General features: G+C 61.4%; 17 protein-coding genes. 9 read left to right on the forward strand and 8 right to left on the reverse strand.

All coding sequences use genetic code 11. From position 1 onward, the window contains the following. Window positions 1–12 precede the first annotated feature (12 nt). The gene (arcD, locus tag K7431_RS18110) at window positions 13–1,440 is read right to left on the reverse strand and encodes an arginine-ornithine antiporter (protein ID WP_043205814.1); all 1,428 of its coding nucleotides are present in this window, start codon (window positions 1,438–1,440) and stop codon (window positions 13–15) included. Window positions 1,441–1,886: 446 nt separating this feature from the next. On the opposite strand from arcD (K7431_RS18110), the gene arcD (K7431_RS18115) reads away from it, so the two are divergent. Next, window positions 1,887–3,314 (forward strand): arginine-ornithine antiporter, encoded by a 1,428-nt coding sequence (gene arcD / locus K7431_RS18115; protein ID WP_015885590.1) that lies wholly within the window; start codon window positions 1,887–1,889, stop codon window positions 3,312–3,314. After that, window positions 3,311–4,174: a DNA-3-methyladenine glycosylase family protein gene (locus tag K7431_RS18120; RefSeq protein ID WP_015885589.1), complete on the forward strand. Its 864-nt coding sequence runs from the start codon at window positions 3,311–3,313 to the stop codon at window positions 4,172–4,174. Before arcD (K7431_RS18115) ends, K7431_RS18120 begins: the two co-directional genes overlap by 4 nt. Before the next feature lie 115 nt (window positions 4,175–4,289). Here K7431_RS18120 and K7431_RS18125 read toward each other — a convergent pair whose 3' ends face one another. The 7 genes from K7431_RS18125 to K7431_RS18155 all read right to left on the reverse strand — a co-directional run bounded on the left by K7431_RS18125 (window position 4,290) and on the right by K7431_RS18155 (window position 9,828). After that, a complete protein-coding gene (locus tag K7431_RS18125; RefSeq protein WP_043205813.1) occupies window positions 4,290–5,639 on the reverse strand; it encodes a CoA transferase in 1,350 nt (449 codons plus the stop codon). A gap of 40 nt (window positions 5,640–5,679) precedes the next feature. Next, entirely contained in the window at window positions 5,680–7,023 is a 1,344-nt protein-coding gene (locus K7431_RS18130; protein WP_015885587.1) for a sensor histidine kinase, read from the reverse strand. A gap of 65 nt (window positions 7,024–7,088) precedes the next feature. Next, window positions 7,089–7,553: a hypothetical protein gene (locus K7431_RS18135; protein WP_015885586.1), complete on the reverse strand. Its 465-nt coding sequence runs from the start codon at window positions 7,551–7,553 to the stop codon at window positions 7,089–7,091. Between the two features lie 177 nt (window positions 7,554–7,730). Continuing rightward, window positions 7,731–8,408, reverse strand: coding sequence for a response regulator transcription factor (locus K7431_RS18140; RefSeq protein WP_003193803.1), 678 nt, complete (start codon window positions 8,406–8,408; stop codon window positions 7,731–7,733). Between the two features lie 7 nt (window positions 8,409–8,415). Further along, a complete protein-coding gene (locus K7431_RS18145) occupies window positions 8,416–8,823 on the reverse strand; it encodes a translation initiation factor 2 (protein ID WP_015885585.1) in 408 nt (135 codons plus the stop codon). 107 nt (window positions 8,824–8,930) lie between these two features. Further along, window positions 8,931–9,230, reverse strand: coding sequence for a YciI family protein (locus K7431_RS18150; RefSeq protein WP_015885584.1), 300 nt, complete (start codon window positions 9,228–9,230; stop codon window positions 8,931–8,933). A 1-nt stretch (window position 9,231) separates the two neighbouring features. After that, the gene (locus K7431_RS18155) at window positions 9,232–9,828 is read right to left on the reverse strand and encodes a septation protein A (RefSeq protein ID WP_015885583.1); all 597 of its coding nucleotides are present in this window, start codon (window positions 9,826–9,828) and stop codon (window positions 9,232–9,234) included. Between the two features lie 87 nt (window positions 9,829–9,915). On the opposite strand from K7431_RS18155, the gene K7431_RS18160 reads away from it, so the two are divergent. The 7 genes from K7431_RS18160 to K7431_RS18190 all read left to right on the forward strand — a co-directional run. Further along, entirely contained in the window at window positions 9,916–10,779 is an 864-nt protein-coding gene (locus tag K7431_RS18160; RefSeq protein WP_015885582.1) for a PHP domain-containing protein, read from the forward strand. A gap of 13 nt (window positions 10,780–10,792) precedes the next feature. Further along, complete coding sequence (locus K7431_RS18165; protein ID WP_015885581.1) at window positions 10,793–11,422, forward strand: L-threonylcarbamoyladenylate synthase; 630 nt, start codon at window positions 10,793–10,795, stop codon at window positions 11,420–11,422. Window positions 11,423–11,542: 120 nt separating this feature from the next. Then, window positions 11,543–12,241, forward strand: coding sequence for a segregation and condensation protein A (locus tag K7431_RS18170; RefSeq protein ID WP_173390412.1), 699 nt, complete (start codon window positions 11,543–11,545; stop codon window positions 12,239–12,241). Between the two features lie 12 nt (window positions 12,242–12,253). After that, window positions 12,254–13,186, forward strand: a complete 933-nt coding sequence (gene scpB / locus K7431_RS18175) for an SMC-Scp complex subunit ScpB (RefSeq protein WP_015885579.1) — start codon at window positions 12,254–12,256, stop codon at window positions 13,184–13,186. 176 nt (window positions 13,187–13,362) lie between these two features. Continuing rightward, window positions 13,363–13,554: a DUF1289 domain-containing protein gene (locus tag K7431_RS18180; protein WP_015885578.1), complete on the forward strand. Its 192-nt coding sequence runs from the start codon at window positions 13,363–13,365 to the stop codon at window positions 13,552–13,554. Window positions 13,555–13,698: 144 nt separating this feature from the next. Then, window positions 13,699–14,910 carry a 23S rRNA pseudouridine(2605) synthase RluB gene (gene rluB / locus K7431_RS18185; RefSeq protein WP_015885577.1) on the forward strand — a complete coding sequence of 404 codons (1,212 nt, stop codon included), beginning with the start codon at window positions 13,699–13,701 and terminating at the stop codon, window positions 14,908–14,910. 174 nt (window positions 14,911–15,084) lie between these two features. Next, the coding region (locus K7431_RS18190; protein WP_370636893.1) for a helix-turn-helix domain-containing protein at window positions 15,085–15,234 on the forward strand (150 nt) is incomplete at its 3' end.

Here is a 15,234-nt window from a genome sequence, read left to right on the forward strand (position 1 = left end):
AGTGAGACACAATTACAAGGTCAGGAAGCCGTCGTAGAGGCCATAAGCAGCCACCAGGGCGCCTGCGACCACTGCAGCGAAAATCAGCTTCTCGACGTTGGTGAAAATCGGTTTGCCCAGTTCACGCTTGGCCTTGGCGAACAGGATCGCGCCGGGGGCGTAGAGCAGGGCCGACAGCAGCAGGTATTTGGTGCCGCCGGCATAGAGCAGCCAGACCGCGTAGATCAGCGCGACGGCGCCGATGAACAGGTCCTTCTTGCGCTCGGCCAGGGCGGTTTCGTAGGTTTCGCCGCGCACCGCCAGCAGCAGGGCGTAGGCCGCCGACCACAGGTAAGGCACCAGGATCATCGAGGTGGCGAGGTAGATCAGCGACAGGTAAGTGCTGGCGGAAAACAGCGTGATCACCAGGAAAATCTGGACCATCGCGTTGGTCAGCCACAGCGCGTTGACCGGTACGTGGTTGGCGTTTTCCTTGCGCAGGAACTCCGGCATGGTGTGGTCCTTGGCGGCGGCGAACATGATCTCCGCACACAGCAGCACCCACGACAGCAGCGCCCCCAGCAGCGAGATGATCAAGCCGACGCTGATCAGCACCGCGCCCCAGTGGCCCACCACATGCTCCAGCACGGCGGCCATCGACGGGTTCTGCAGCTTGGCCAGTTCCGGTTGGGTCATGATGCCCAGGGACAACACGTTCACCAGCATCAGGAACAGCAGCACGGTGATAAAACCGATGACGGTAGCCTTGCCGACGTCAGAACGTTTTTCCGCACGGGACGAGAAGATGCTCGCGCCTTCGATGCCGATAAACACCCACACGGTGACCAGCATCATGTTGCGCACCTGGTTCATCACGCTGCCCAGGTCCGGGTTTTTCACGCCCCAGATGTCAGCGGTGAAGATATCCAGCTTGAACGCGAACACGGCGATCAGCACGAACAGCACCAGTGGCACCACTTTGGCGACGGTAGTCACCAGGTTGATGAACGCGGCTTCCTTGATGCCGCGCAGCACCAGGAAATGCACGGCCCACAGCAGCACCGAAGCACCGATCACCGCCGCCGGCGTATTGCCTTCGCCAAAGATCGGGAAGAAATAGCCGAGGGTGCTGAACAGCAACACGAAGTAGCCAACGTTGCCCAGCCACGCGCTGATCCAATAGCCCCAGGCTGATGAAAAGCCCATGTAGTCGCCGAAACCAGCCTTGGCATAGGCGTACACCCCGCCGTCGAGGTCGGGCTTGCGGTTGGCGAGGGTCTGGAACACAAAGGCGAGGGTCAACATGCCGATGGCGGTAATCACCCAACCAATCAATACCGCACCAACATCGGCACTGGCGGCCATATTTTGCGGGAGTGAAAAGATCCCGCCGCCAATCATTGAGCCGACGACAAGTGCAACCAGTGCGCCCAATCGAAGTTTTCCGGGAGATTCAGACATCGCATAACTCCAATGCAGGAGAAGAGAGACCACAGAATAAATCCGTGCGCTAATCAAACAGCTGACTCAGATCACTTCATTGGCACATTCCATTGTGAATTAATGACTTAGGGTGGAAAGTCCTGGGCAATAGTTTTCCGCGCAAAGGCGCTTTCCAGAGCGATCTCTGCGTGTTGATTAATCATTTAGTCCTGCGTATGGAGGATTTAAACTAGACCTTTTTCAGGAATGTGCAAACTTTTCGGGAATGCGACAGTAAGTAGCTTGGATGCGACGAATGATCGTCCGTATTTAAATTATAAATAAGCTTAAAATATATAAACTGTCATACCGCAGGGTTATGAGCAGGGTACTTTTATCGCGGCCCCTAATAACGCTACACGCGCTGGATTAATCAGTTGAGTGCGCGCTTATCAGTCAAAACTTTTATTTAATCAGGAGTGTTCATGTCTCAACCCGCTCAAAAACTTCGACTCAGCGCCCTGATTGCCCTGGTGGTGGGGTCGATGATCGGCGGTGGGATTTTTTCGTTGCCGCAGAATATGGCCGCGCGTGCGGAGGTGGGGGCGGTGTTGATCGGCTGGGCGATCACCGCGGTCGGTATGCTGACCCTCGCGTTCGTGTTCCAGACCCTGGCCAATCGCAAACCCAACCTGGATTCGGGCGTGTATGCCTACGCCAAGGCGGGCTTCGGTGACTACATGGGGTTCTCGTCGGCATGGGGCTATTGGATCAGTGCATGGATGGGCAACGTCGGTTACTTCGTGTTGCTGTTCAGTACCCTGGGTTACTTTTTTCCGCTGTTCGGCCAGGGCAACACGCCGGTGGCCATTGGGTGTGCGTCGTTGCTGCTGTGGGCCGTGCATTTCCTGGTGCTGCGCGGGATCAAGGAGGCGGCGTTCATCAACCAGATCACCACCGTGGCGAAGATCGTACCGTTGCTGATGTTCATCGTGATCGCGGGTGTGGCGTTCAAGGCCGATATTTTCACTCGGGATATCTGGGGCCTGGGCAACCCGAACATCGGCAACGTGGTGGACCAGGTGCGCAACATGATGCTGGTCACCGTATTTGTGTTTATTGGTATCGAAGGCGCCAGCGTGTATTCGGCGCGGGCGGAGAAACGCTCGGACGTGGGCCGCGCCACGGTGATCGGTTTTGTTGGGGTGCTGGCCTTGCTGGTGCTGGTGAACGTACTGTCCCTGGGGATCATGAGCCAGCCGGAACTTGCGCAATTGCAGAACCCGTCCCTGGCCGGCGTGCTCGAACATATTGTCGGCCCCTGGGGCGCGATGGCGATCAGCATTGGCTTGGCGGTTTCCCTGCTCGGCGCCTTGCTGTCCTGGGCGTTGCTTTGCGCCGAAATCCTCTATGCCACGGCCCATGACAAGACCATGCCGGCCTTCCTGAAAAAGGAAAACGCCAACCAGGTGCCGGTCAACGCGTTGTGGCTGACCAATGTGATGATCCAGGTTTTCCTGGTGATCACACTGTTTTCCCACAGCACCTACACCACCCTGATTTACCTCGCCTCGTCGATGATCCTGGTGCCGTACCTGTGGTCGGCGGCCTATGCCGTCTTATTGAGCGGGCGCGGCGAAACCTACGAAGGCGCCCACGGCCAGCGCATGAAGGACTTGCTGGTTGGCCTGGTTGCCCTCGGCTACGCGGTGTGGCTGCTCTACGCCGGCGGTTTGAAGTACCTGCTCCTGTCGGCGTTGCTGTATGCCCCGGGCGTGATCCTGTTTGCCCTGGCCAAGCGTGAGCAAGGCCAGCCCTTGTTTACTCACCTGGAAAAAGGCATTTTCAGCTGCGTGGTCACTGGCGCGGGGCTGGCGGCGTATGGGTTGTACAGCGGGGTGTTGTCGTTGTGAGATTGGCGTATCAGCCGCCGTATGACTGGGCGGCGATGTTGGGCTTTCTGTCGGCACGGGCGATCGCTGGGATGGAGACCGTGGAGGCGGGCGTGTATCGGCGCAGCATCAGCGTCGAGGGACGGCATGGCTGGATCAGTGTGGCGCCGGGGACTGGCGATGGGTTGGATGTTGGCGTCGATTTTCCAGAGGGGGCGGCGTTGCCCGAGATCGAGCGCCGCCTGCGCAAGATGTTTGATCTGGACGCCCAACCCCAGCAGATCAATGCGCAACTGGCGACCGACCCATTGATGGCCCGGTTGGTTGCGGCCCGTCCGGGCTTGCGCGTACCGGGCACCTGGGACGGGCTGGAGCTGGCGATTCGTGCAGTGCTGGGCCAGCAGATCACCGTGGTGGCGGCCATTCGCTTGGCGGGCAAGTTGGTGGCGCAGTACGGCCAACCGCTGGAAACGCCTTACGCCGGTATCACCCATGTGTTCCCCACGGCTGAAGTCTTGGCCGTGGCGGACCTGGCCACCCTTGGCATGCCCAAGGCGCGTGGGCGCACGTTGTCAGGTGTCGCCCAGGCATTGCTGGATGATCCTGAGGTGTTCGAACCCAAGGCCAGCCTCAAGGAGGGCGTCACCAGGCTGGTCGCGTTGCCGGGGATTGGCGATTGGACGGCGCAGTACATCGCCATGCGCCAGATGCGCGAAGCGGATGCGTTTGCGTCGGGGGATATCGGGCTGATCAATGCGCTGGCGGCGCTGGAGGGCGGGCCGGTGTCTGCCCGGCAGTTGTTGGCGCGGGCTGAGGCGTGGCGGCCGCTGAGGGCGTATGCGGCGCAACATTTGTGGACGTCGTTGCAGCGGTCAGATTGATACTGTCTGTACTGGCCTCATCGCAGGCAAGCCAGCTCCCACACTTGACCGCGTACATCCGTTGGAATGTGGTCAAAATGTGGGAGGGGGCTTGCCCCCGATGGCGGCAGTCGGTTCACCACTGCGCTCGGTGTGACCCCAATTCGCCTGCCGCCAGATCCCACTGCAACGGTGTACCGCTGATGGTCACCGGCGCAAGCAAACGATGCGCCGGGCCCCACGCGGTCTGTTCAACCACCAGCCCTTGATCGCTCGCTTCCTCGCCTCGCAACGTCGGCTGCTCCGGCACCTGCCCTGCCTCCACCAACAATTTTGCCGTACGCGCCAACGACAACCGCGCCGAACCGCCACGCCCGGATTTCAAGCGTTCGCTCAAGGCTTGAAGCGCACTGGCCGCCATCAAGTACCCGGTGGCGTGATCCAGCGCCTGCAACGGCAGCGGCACCGGTTTGTCCGCTTGTTTCCAGGCCATGCCCGCCGCGGCAATCCCGCTGCTCATCTGCACCAGGCTGTCGAAACCTCGGCGATTGCGCCACGGGCCGCTCCAGCCGTAGGCGTTCAGGCTCACGTCGATCAGGCCAGGGGCGAGGGTTTGCAGGGCGCTGGCGGTGTAGCCCAGTTGCTCCAGGGCGTCGGCGCGGTAGCCGTGGAACAAGATGTCGGTGTCTTGGAGGAGGCTGTCGAAAATCCGGCGGCCTTCGGCACTCTTGAGATCCAGGCGGGCGCAGCGTTTGCCCAGGGTCATTTCCGGCACCACGCCAGGCTCGTTCCAGCTCGGGGAGTCGATGCGCAGCACATCGGCGCCCAGGCCCGCGAGAAAACGACTGGCCACGGGGCCGGCCAGTACGCGGGTCAGGTCCAGGACCTTGAGGCCCGCCAGCGGCCGCGCCACCGAGCCGAGCCAGGCTTTGTCGGGGGTGGTTTGATAGGTCTGGCGCTGCACCAACGCCTCGGCATTCACCGCCAACCCTTGGGGATGCGACTGCCATGCCTGCCACGAACGCATCTGCGCCGCGCAGCCACCCTCATCGACAATCGCCTGCTCCAACTCAGCAGCCTTCCACTTGGCAACATAGGCGGCCATCTCGCTGCGGTCGATGGCTTTTCCCAACACCCGCTCGGCGGCGGCGCGGTGATGGGGCGCGTTGGTGTGCAGGCGAATCCAGCCATCGGCGCCGGCGTAGTCGCCAGCCACCGGGTCCCACAGCGGTGGGGTTTCCCAGCCTACCGGGCGAATAGAGGAGGAGAACCAGAAGGACGCGAGGCGGCGGTCCACGCTGACGCCGGGCAATCGCCCGGTCTGTTGCTGGATCAACTGGGCCACGGCCTGGCCGGCGGCACCGAGGCTGGCGCAGGCCAGGTCGGTCACGGCAAAGGTCGAGGGCAGGGCGCCGGCTTCGGTCAACGTCAACGGGGTGTGTGGCAGGTCGAGTGCGGCTTGGATGGGAGTCAGCAGGTCAGTCATCAAAGGCCCTCCATAATAGAAGGGCCACTATAGAAGATCATCAGGCCGGTGTGACAACCCCAGGCTCCAGCGGCAGGTCGATACTGGCGATAAAACCGCCTTGGGCATGATTGGCCAGGAACAGACTGCCGCCATGGCGCTCGGCGGCGCGCCGGGCAATCGCCAGGCCCAGGCCGTGGCCTTGTGCGGTCTGGCCTGGGGCGCGGTAGAACGGTTCGCCCAATTGGCTCAGGTGCTCGGCGTCAACGCCGGGGCCGTGGTCGCGCACGCTGATCACAATATGCTCGCCGTGAAGGTGGGCGTGTAACTCGATCGGCTGGCCCGGCGGGTTGAAGCGCTGGGCGTTGCGCAGCAGGTTATCCACTGCCCGTTCGATCATGGTCGGCCACCCCTTGAGGTGCAGTTCGGTATCGGTGGTGAGCTGCACCACCTCGTCCGGGGCGCTGAGTTGGGCGTCCTTTTGCAGGGTCTTGAGCAACGGGTTGAGGTCGATCTCTTCGGCGCTGGCGTTGTCGGCATCGACGCGGGCCAATACCAGGATTTCGCTGATCAGTGCCTCCAGGCGATCACATTCGCGGGTCAGGCGAGGCCAGAGTTTTTCGCGTTCCTCGGGGCTGGCGCGTTCGGCCAGGGCCAGGGCGATGCGCAGGCGGGCCAGGGGCGAACGCAGTTCGTGGGACACGTCGCGCAGCAACTGGCGCTGGCTGCCGATCAGGCTTTGCAGGCGCGCGCCCATGCGGTTGAAGTCGGTGGCCAGCACGCCGAACTCATCGCGTCGGTTGGCCAGCTGCGCCAGGCTGTTTTGCTGGTAAGTGGCTTGGCCAAGGTCATGCACGGCACCGCGCAGGCGGCTCAACGGGCGCGTGATGGACAGCGTGACGAACAGGCTGAACAGGGTCAGCACCACCAAGGCGACGACCAATGCCATTAACGGCCATGCCAGGCTGCTGCGGTGCCATTCGTCCAGCTCCGGGTGTGGGATGCGGTAGATCAACAGGTAAGTGTCGCCGGTCTTCTCACTGGTGTATTCAGCGGTCAGGCGGCGCCAAGGCAGGTGGCCGTCATTGCTGTCGTTCTGCCGGGCCTCGAAAGCGGCGGCGCGGCGCGGGAACGTACCGCGCACCACCGGCTCGCCGCTTTCGTTCAGTACCTGCACATCGATGTGATACTGGCGTTTACGCTGTTGCAGCAAATCCTGGGCAGCGTCTTCACCCTGGGCTTCGTAGAGTTGGGTCCACTCTTCGGCCAGGTTATTGAGGCCGGGGTGACGGCTGAGAATCCAGGCATCTTGATTAAGCATGTGCCCAAGCAGGATCGACAACCCGGCAACCAAGGCGATGGCCAGCCAGAAGCTGGCCAGGATGCGCCAGAACAATGAACGCACAGGAAACCCTCAAACAGGAAAAGCCCAGTGGCGGGAGCCACTGGGCTGGGAGCGTTACGGGGGCATTATTGCGCTTTTTGCGGCTGTTGCGCTTTCCAGGCTTGGAATTCCTTCCATTCGGCGCGGCGCTGTTCTTGCTTCTTGACGATCTCGTCGAATTTTTTCTGCTGATCGGGCTTCAGCACGGCACGGATGTCAGCCTGGGTTTTCTGCTTGCCGGCGGCGATTTCGTCCTGCATGGCTTTCTGGTCGGCAGCGGGCAGTTTATCCAGGTACTTTTTGGTCAGGTCTTTACGAGCATGCCATTGGTCGCCCATCAGTTTGCCGATCTGCTCGCGCTGCTCTTTGCTCAGGTCCAGTTGGCTGAAAGGGCCGCCTTTGCCGCGCGGACCGTGTTCACCGCCGTGGCCCGGGCCACCCATCATGTGGCCTTCTGGGCCGCCCATCGGGCCTGGGCCTTCGGGCATTGCAGCCATGGCAACGGTCGGCAGGGCAGCGGCGAACATCAAAGCGATAAGGGTCTTGCGCATGGTGATTCTCCTGTCTCTATTCCGGTGAGTCCGGATGTGAGTAGATTACGGAGATCAAGGTCAGCGGCGGTCAGGTGTGCGTAAAGCTTGGGTAAAGAGGGTTTTGTTGCAAACTGACAAAACCCTTGGGTTTGAATATTCAAACACGCCAGCCTCTACCGTGGAACGCTGGGAGCGTTAGAGGCTGTAGTAGTAACCGCGACTGCGCAACGCCACGATCCGTGGCCGGCCATCCGGGTGTGGGCCGATCTTTTTGCGCAGGTTACTCACGTGCATGTCCAGGCTGCGATCGTAAAGGGTCAGCTTACGGCCCAGGGCAATCTGCGCGAGTTCCTGTTTGTCCAACGGTTCGCCGGGCTGGCGCAGCAAAGCTTCCAGCAATCGGCTTTCGGAGACGGTGAGCGCAAATTCCTGTTCATCGATGCTGACCACACCGCGTACCGGGCTGAAGCACAGGTCGCCCAGCTCCAGCTGGGTAGACACGGCCGCCGGGTGGCTGCGGCGCAGTACCGCGCGCAGGCGGGCGGTGAGCTCGCGAGGGTCGCAGGGCTTGGCCAGGTAATCATCGGCGCCCAGTTCCAGGCCGAGGATACGGTCCAGCGGTTCGCCGCGGGCCGACAGCATCAGCACCGGCAGCTCAGGGTGGTCGTTGCGCAATTGCTTGAGCAGCTCAAGGCCGCTGCCGTCGGGCAGCATTACGTCAAGCACCACCGCTGCCGGGGCGCTGTCGGCCAAGGCTTTGCGGGCGCTCAAGCCGTCATGGCAGGCGCGCACCTGGAAGCCTTCCTGGCTCAACCAACTGGTCAGCAGCTCGCAGAGCTCCTGGTCATCATCTATCAGTAACAGCTCGCTCATGACTCACTCAATTTAGCCATTGTCGACGGCGACGGTGCCCACCGCTGGCGAAGATCCCGCACAGCAGGGCGATCAGTGCGACGGCCCCGCCGGTGACGAACCACTGTTGTTGCTCGGTCAGCCATCGGGTCAAGGCCCCGCCCTGAGTCTCTTTGAGTTGCTGGGCCAGGCGTTGGTTCTCTTGGCGAAGGCGATTCAATTGGCCGCTCTCGCGGCTAGCGTCCGCACTTTGCAGTTGCTTGCTCAGTTCTTCACGCTGGCGTTCGCTTTCTTTCAAACGTTGCTGCAACTCGCTGATCTGGGCGCCGGCACTCAAGGACAGGGGCGTGGAACTGCCGGTGTTCGAGGTTTCTTCAGCGTGGGCCGTAGCCCCGATCATTAACACTGCCAACAGACACAACTGACGTAAGCGCATCGGAACTCCTGATTCCACACGAATATTCAGAACGTTGTCGGCAGGTTACCCAGAATAATGAGCAATTAGGCGTTCGCCGAACCGAATAGGTTCGGCACGCCTTTTGATCAAGGCAGGACTTGCTTGAACGGTTTGATCACGACGTCGGCGTAAACGCCGGCCGCGACGTAAGGGTCAGCCTTGGCCCAGGCCTGTGCATCGGCCAGGGACGCGAACTCGGCAACGATCAGGCTACCGGTAAAACCGGCATCGCCCGGGTCATTGCTGTCCACCGCAGGATGCGGGCCGGCCAACACGATACGTCCTTCGGCTTGCAGCTGTTTCAGCCGTTCGACGTGAGCCGGGCGCACGCTCAGGCGTTTTTCCAGCGAGTTGGCAACGTCGGTGGCAATGATGGCGTAGAGCATGTCAGTCCTCGGTTTTTGGCGTGGTGGGATCGGCGTCATGCAGATGACGTGACAGGTAAATACCCTGGGCAACCAGGAACAGCACGGTCATGCCCAGGCTGCCGAAGACTTTGAAGTCGACCCAGTAGTCCTGGAACGTGAATGCCACGAACAGGTTGGCGGCGCCGCAGAACAGGAAGAACACGATCCAGGCTACGTTCAAGCGCGTCCACACCGGCTCCGGCAGGGTCAACGCATGGCCCATGATCCGCTTGATCAACAGGCGGTCACCGATGAAATGGCTGCCGATGAACGCCAGGGCGAACAGCCAGTTCACCACCGGGGCTTTCCATTTAAGGAAGGTTTCACTGTGGAAGGCCAGGGTCAGGCTGCCGAAGACCAGGCAGGCGACCAGGGTCAGCCATTGGCTTTTTTCCAGTTTGCGCTGGGAGATGAAGATGGCGCCGTAGACCACGACGGAGCTGATGATAAGCACGGCGGTGGCGCTGTAGATGCCCCCGAACGTCAGCTCATGGCCGGCCAGATCGATGACCCTGGGGTCGAGTTTGTAGACGATGAAAAACAGCAACAGCGGGATGAAGTCGATGAATTGTTTCACAGTAAGAGCCAGAAGCTGGATGTGGCGGCATAATAACAAACATCCTAGGTAGCGAAAGCGCCAGCTGACTTGAGGTTACACATCCCCGTGAATGTCGATTTGCACTGCCACAGCACGGCCTCCGACGGCGCCCTGGCGCCCGCGGTACTGGTTGCGCGTGCGTTTGAAAAAGGCGTGCGAGTCCTGTCCTTGACCGACCACGACACCCTCGAAGGCCTCGACGAAGCCCGCGAAGCCGCCCATTCACTGGGCATGCAACTGGTCAACGGTGTGGAGTTGTCCTGCACCTGGGGCGGCGCCACCATTCATGTGCTCGGCTACGGTTTCGATCAAAACGCCGCGCCTTTGGTCGCGGCCATCGCCCAATTGCACGATGGCCGCTGGCTGCGGTCCGAAGAAATAAGCCGCAAGCTCAGCCTTAAAGGCATGCCTGGAGCGCTCGAAGGCGCCCGCGCCATCCAGCAGGAACTGGGTGACAGCGGCAATGCACCGGCCCGGCCGCACTTTGCCGACTGGATGGTGCGGGAAGGTTTCGTCAAGGACCGTGCCGAAGCCTTTCGCAAGTGGTTGGGCGCCGGCAAGTTGGGGGATGTGAAGCAACATTGGCCGACCCTGGAAGACACCGTCGAGACCCTGCGCGCCTCTGGTGCCTGGGTCAGCCTGGCGCATCCCTGGCATTACGATTTCACCCGCAGCAAGCGTCGCAAGCTGATTGCCGACTATATTGGAGCGGGCGGCCACGCAATCGAAGTGGTCAACGGGCATCAACCCGCCGAACAGGTCGGCAGCCTGGCGATTCTTGCCCGCGAATTTGGTCTGCTGGTCAGTGCCGGCAGTGATTTTCATGGCCCAGGCGGCTGGTCCGAGATCGGCGAGTATCGCCCCGTCCCGGAAGACTTGCCGCTCTTGTGGGGGCGATTCAAGCATGACCCCATTATTGCCACCGTCTGAACAGGTAGAACACGTGAGTCAATTCTTCCAGATTCATCCGGAAAACCCCCAGGCGCGCCTGATTAAACAGGCCGTCGAGATCATTCGCGCCGGTGGCGTGGTGATCTACCCAACCGACTCTTCCTACGCCATTGGTTGCCAGATCGGCGACAAAGGCGCGGTCGAGCGTGTAAGACGTCTGCGTCAACTGGACGACAAGCACAACTTTGCGCTGATCTGCAGCGACCTGTCCCAGCTGGGGCTGTTCGCCAAGGTCGACACCGGCACCTTCCGCCTGCTCAAGGCCCACACGCCAGGGCCCTACACCTTTATTCTGAACGCCACCCGCGAAGTGCCGCGCCTGCTGTTGCACCCGAAGAAGCGCACCATCGGCCTGCGGGTGCCGGAGCACCCCATCGCCCTGGCACTGTTGGCCGAACTGGGTGAGCCGCTGATGAGCGTGTCGCTGATCATGCCTGGCGATACCGAACCGCTGGAAGACCCGTACGAAATGCGCCAATTGCTGGAAAAACAGGTCGACCTGATCATCGACGGCGGTTTCGGCGGCGGCAAGGCGTCCACCGTGATCAACCTGGCCGATGGCGAACCGGAAGTGATCCGCGTGGGTTGCGGCGACCCGGCTCCGTTTATGGTCGAGGCCTGAATGTCGGCCGTGGAGACCGTCGACCCCCAGGCAGGCGCCCAGCAGGAACTGCCGTTTGCCATGGTGTATGGCCAGGCGGTCATGGAAATGCCGCTGGATCTGTACATTCCGCCGGACGCGCTGGAAGTCTTCCTTGACGCCTTCGAAGGTCCGTTGGACTTGTTGCTGTACCTGATCCGCAAGCAGAACATCAATATCCTCGACATTCCGGTGGCGGAAATCACTCGCCAGTACATGGGCTATGTGGAGCTGATGCAGTCGGTGCGCCTGGAGCTCGCCGCCGAGTACTTGGTGATGGCCGCCATGCTTGCCGAGATCAAGTCGCGCATGCTGCTGCCGCGCTCGGAGACGGTCGAAGCTGAAGAGGACGACCCGCGCGCCGAACTGATCCGCCGCCTGCAAGAGTACGAACGTTTCAAGGCCGCCGCCGAAGGTATCGACGGCTTGAGCCGTGTGGGTCGCGACGTGGTGGTGCCCAAGCTCGACGCCCCCGAAGCCCGTGCGCGCAAGTTGCTGCCGGATGTGAGCCTGGAAGAATTGTTGATGTCCATGGCCGAGGTGCTGCGCCGTGGCGACATGTTTGAGCACCACCAGGTCAGCCGCGAGGCGCTGTCCACCCGTGAGCGTATGAGCGACGTGCTGGAGCGCCTCAAGGGCGGCGGCTTCGTGCCGTTTGTCGAGCTGTTTACGGCCGAAGAAGGGCGCCTGGGGGTGGTGGTGACCTTTATGGCGATCCTCGAGTTGGTGAAGGAATCCTTGGTCGAGCTGGTCCAGAATGAGCCTTTTGCGGCTATCCACGTGCGGGCGCGAGCCGAATAAAGAGCTGAATCGATGAATCTGACTGAACCCCGCGAACTGGCCCCATTGCTGGAAGCCTTTCTCCTGGCCTCGGGTAAACCGCAATCCCTGGAGCGCTTGTTCGAACTCTTTGAGGAGGCCGAGCGCCCTGAGCCGCCGGTGTTCAAGAAGGCGCTGGAGATCCTGCGCAAATCCTGCGACGGACGTGCCTTTGAATTGCGCGAGGTGGCGTCGGGTTATCGCCTGCAGATACGTGAGAAGTTTTCCCCGTGGGTCGGTCGCTTGTGGGAAGAGCGCCCACAGCGTTATTCACGGGCGATGCTGGAGACCATGGCGCTGATCGCCTATCGCCAGCCGATCACCCGTGGCGAGATCGAAGACGTGCGGGGCGTGGCGGTCAACAGCCATATCGTCAAGACCCTGCTGGAGCGCGAGTGGATCCGTATCGTCGGTTACCGCGACGTGCCCGGCAAACCGGCGATGTTTGCCACCACCAAGGTGTTTCTCGACCACTTCAACCTGAAGAACCTCGACGATTTACCGCCGCTGGCCGAACTGCGCGAGATGGAAGCCGAGCCGGTGCTCGATTTCGACGATGCGCCGGTGCCCGCGAGCCTGCAGGAACTGGCCGACGCGACCGCAGAGCCGGAAGAACCGAAGGACGAGACCAGTTTCCACACGTTGTTGCTGGAGCTGGATGACATGGAGCAGGGGATCAAGACCGACTTTGATGATTTGTTGCGTGACGGTGCTGCCGAGCCTGAAGCGCAAGTGAACGTGGACGTTGAGCCTGAGGTCGAACCTGAGCCCGAGCCCGAAGAAGATATCCTCGGCGTGGCCGAAGCCCGCGAGAAACTTCTCGCCGCCGTCGCCGCCCTCGAACATCCGCCGCTGAGCGATGAGGAAGACGAAGCCCGGGCCCTGGCCGAAGCGATCGAGGCCGAGCGCCGCCAGTTCGAAGACTGACGCGATTTATTTACCGCCACTGACCTCATGTGGGAGGGGGCTTGCTGTGGTGAGTGGGGCTTGTCCCCCGACAGGTTCACCGCCGACTCAAGGGGCTGCTTCGCAGCCCAGCGCAGGGCAAGCCTGCTCACCACAGCAAGCCCCACACATTTGACTTTGATTGTCAGGGAAAACGCATGAGCTCCACCAAAGACCCTTGCATCAGCCTCTGCAAATTCAACGACGACATCTGCGTTGGCTGCGGCCGCAGCAAGCGCGAGATCCGTGCCTGGAAGAAACTCGACAAAGCCGACAAGCGTACCGTCTTGGCCGAAGCCGAGCTGCGTTTGCTGGCCCTGGGCGCCACCGGTCGGCGGAAAAGCAAATGACTGGGCGCATATCGACTAGTCTCTGATGCGCAACGCGCGCCATGCGCGTATGATTCGCGACCCTTTGCCGAGCTATTCGGCCAAAGCCCCGCTTTCAACACTCTTCAGGCCACGCCTGAATCGACCCACCGGGAGGTGCTTAAGATGAACGACAAAGACCAGAACGACAGCCAGGAAATCGGCCCAGCAGGCGAAAAACTGCAAAAGGTGCTGGCGCGTATCGGCGTGGGCTCGCGCCGCGACGTCGAAGCCTGGATCACCCAGAAGCGCATCAAGGTCAACGGCGTCGAGGCCACCCTCGGCCAGCGCGTCGACCTGCACGATGCAATCACCATTGATGGCAAGGTCATCAAGCGTGAAGAGGCCGCCGAATCGGTGCGCCGCGTGATCATGTACAACAAGCCCGATGGCGAGATCTGCACCCGTGACGACCCGGAAGGCCGTCCGACCGTGTTCGACAAGATGCCTAAGCCTAAAGAAGGCCGTTGGATCAACATCGGCCGTCTCGACATCAACACCACCGGCTTGCTGATGTTCACCACCGACGGTGAGCTGGCCAACCGCCTGATGCACCCGTCCTACGAGATGGACCGCGAATACGCCGTGCGTGTACGCGGTGAAGTCGATGACGAAATGATCGAGCGCCTGAAGGCTGGCGTGGTGCTGGAAGATGGCCCGGCCAAGTTCACCGACATCAAGCAAGCCCCAGGCGGTGAAGGTTTCAACCATTGGTACCACTGCGTGGTGATGGAAGGTCGCAACCGTGAAGTCCGTCGCCTGTGGGAATCCCAGGGCCTGGTGGTGAGCCGCCTGAAGCGCGTGCGTTTCGGTCCGGTGTTCCTCAACTCCGACCTGCCGATGGGCCGCTGGCGCGAAATGAGCCAGTACGAAGTCGACATCCTCAGCGCCGAAGTCGGCCTGACGCCGGTCGCGATGCCGCAGATGAACGCCAAGAGCAAAGACAAGCTCGAGCGTATGCAGCGTAAATCGTCGCGCCCTGTGGCTCGCACCGAACGTGTTGCCCGCACCCTGCGCCCGGCGCTGAATGCACCGGCGACCGGCGGTCGTATCTCGCGTGAGCCGCAGATCGAAGGCGAGCGCCGCCCCACCGCGCCATCGCGTCAGGAAGGCGAGCGTGCTCCGCGCACCCCGCGTCCTGCCCCGGCGGGTGGTCGCAGCAACCGCGGTGAAGCCGATCGTCCAGCGGACAACGCCAGCACCAAGCGTCCAGCCAAGCCGGCGGCCAACAAGCGCCCCGGCCCGAAACTGGTCGCGGACGAGCCGTCGGGCAAGCGCCGTGGCGCCCCGGCCGGTTCGGGTCAACGCCCGGGTTTTGGTCGCAAGAAGCCGCAGTGATGTAAGTGCTGCATAAAAAAACGCCAACCTTCGGGTTGGCGTTTTTTTTTGCTTTGGAATACCGTCAAAAATGTGGGAGGGGGCTTGCGCCGGTACAAACCGGGGACATCGTTTACATTTCTAACCGGGGACATGGTTTACAGGTTAATACGCATGATCAGGAGGTAACTGATCATGCCCTGGAACCAAGAGTCCCTCATGAACCAACGAATCAAGCTGGTTGCTGACTGGCTTTCGGGTAATTTCACGAAAAGCCAGCTGGCCCGCCGCTTCGGTGTCAGTCGACCGACCGTAGACAAATGGATTTCTCGGCATAACGGCGAT

The sequence above is a fragment of the Pseudomonas fluorescens group sp. genome, from assembly GCF_020093335.1.
Taxonomy (GTDB): domain Bacteria; phylum Pseudomonadota; class Gammaproteobacteria; order Pseudomonadales; family Pseudomonadaceae; genus Aquipseudomonas; species Aquipseudomonas petroselini.

Coding starts and splice junctions, on each gene's coding strand:
- K7431_RS18180 (WP_015885578.1), top strand. CDS start 13,363: ATGAGCTCCACCAAAGACCCTTGCATCAGCCTCTGCAAATTCAACGAC.
- K7431_RS18150 (WP_015885584.1), bottom strand. CDS start 9,230: ATGCTCTACGCCATCATTGCCACCGACGTTGCCAACTCGCTGGAAAAA.
- arcD (WP_015885590.1), top strand. CDS start 1,887: ATGTCTCAACCCGCTCAAAAACTTCGACTCAGCGCCCTGATTGCCCTG.
- K7431_RS18135 (WP_015885586.1), bottom strand. CDS start 7,553: ATGCGCAAGACCCTTATCGCTTTGATGTTCGCCGCTGCCCTGCCGACC.
- scpB (WP_015885579.1), top strand. CDS start 12,254: ATGAATCTGACTGAACCCCGCGAACTGGCCCCATTGCTGGAAGCCTTT.
- arcD (WP_043205814.1), bottom strand. CDS start 1,440: ATGTCTGAATCTCCCGGAAAACTTCGATTGGGCGCACTGGTTGCACTT.
- rluB (WP_015885577.1), top strand. CDS start 13,699: ATGAACGACAAAGACCAGAACGACAGCCAGGAAATCGGCCCAGCAGGC.
- K7431_RS18140 (WP_003193803.1), bottom strand. CDS start 8,408: ATGAGCGAGCTGTTACTGATAGATGATGACCAGGAGCTCTGCGAGCTG.
- K7431_RS18125 (WP_043205813.1), bottom strand. CDS start 5,639: ATGACTGACCTGCTGACTCCCATCCAAGCCGCACTCGACCTGCCACAC.
- K7431_RS18145 (WP_015885585.1), bottom strand. CDS start 8,823: ATGCGCTTACGTCAGTTGTGTCTGTTGGCAGTGTTAATGATCGGGGCT.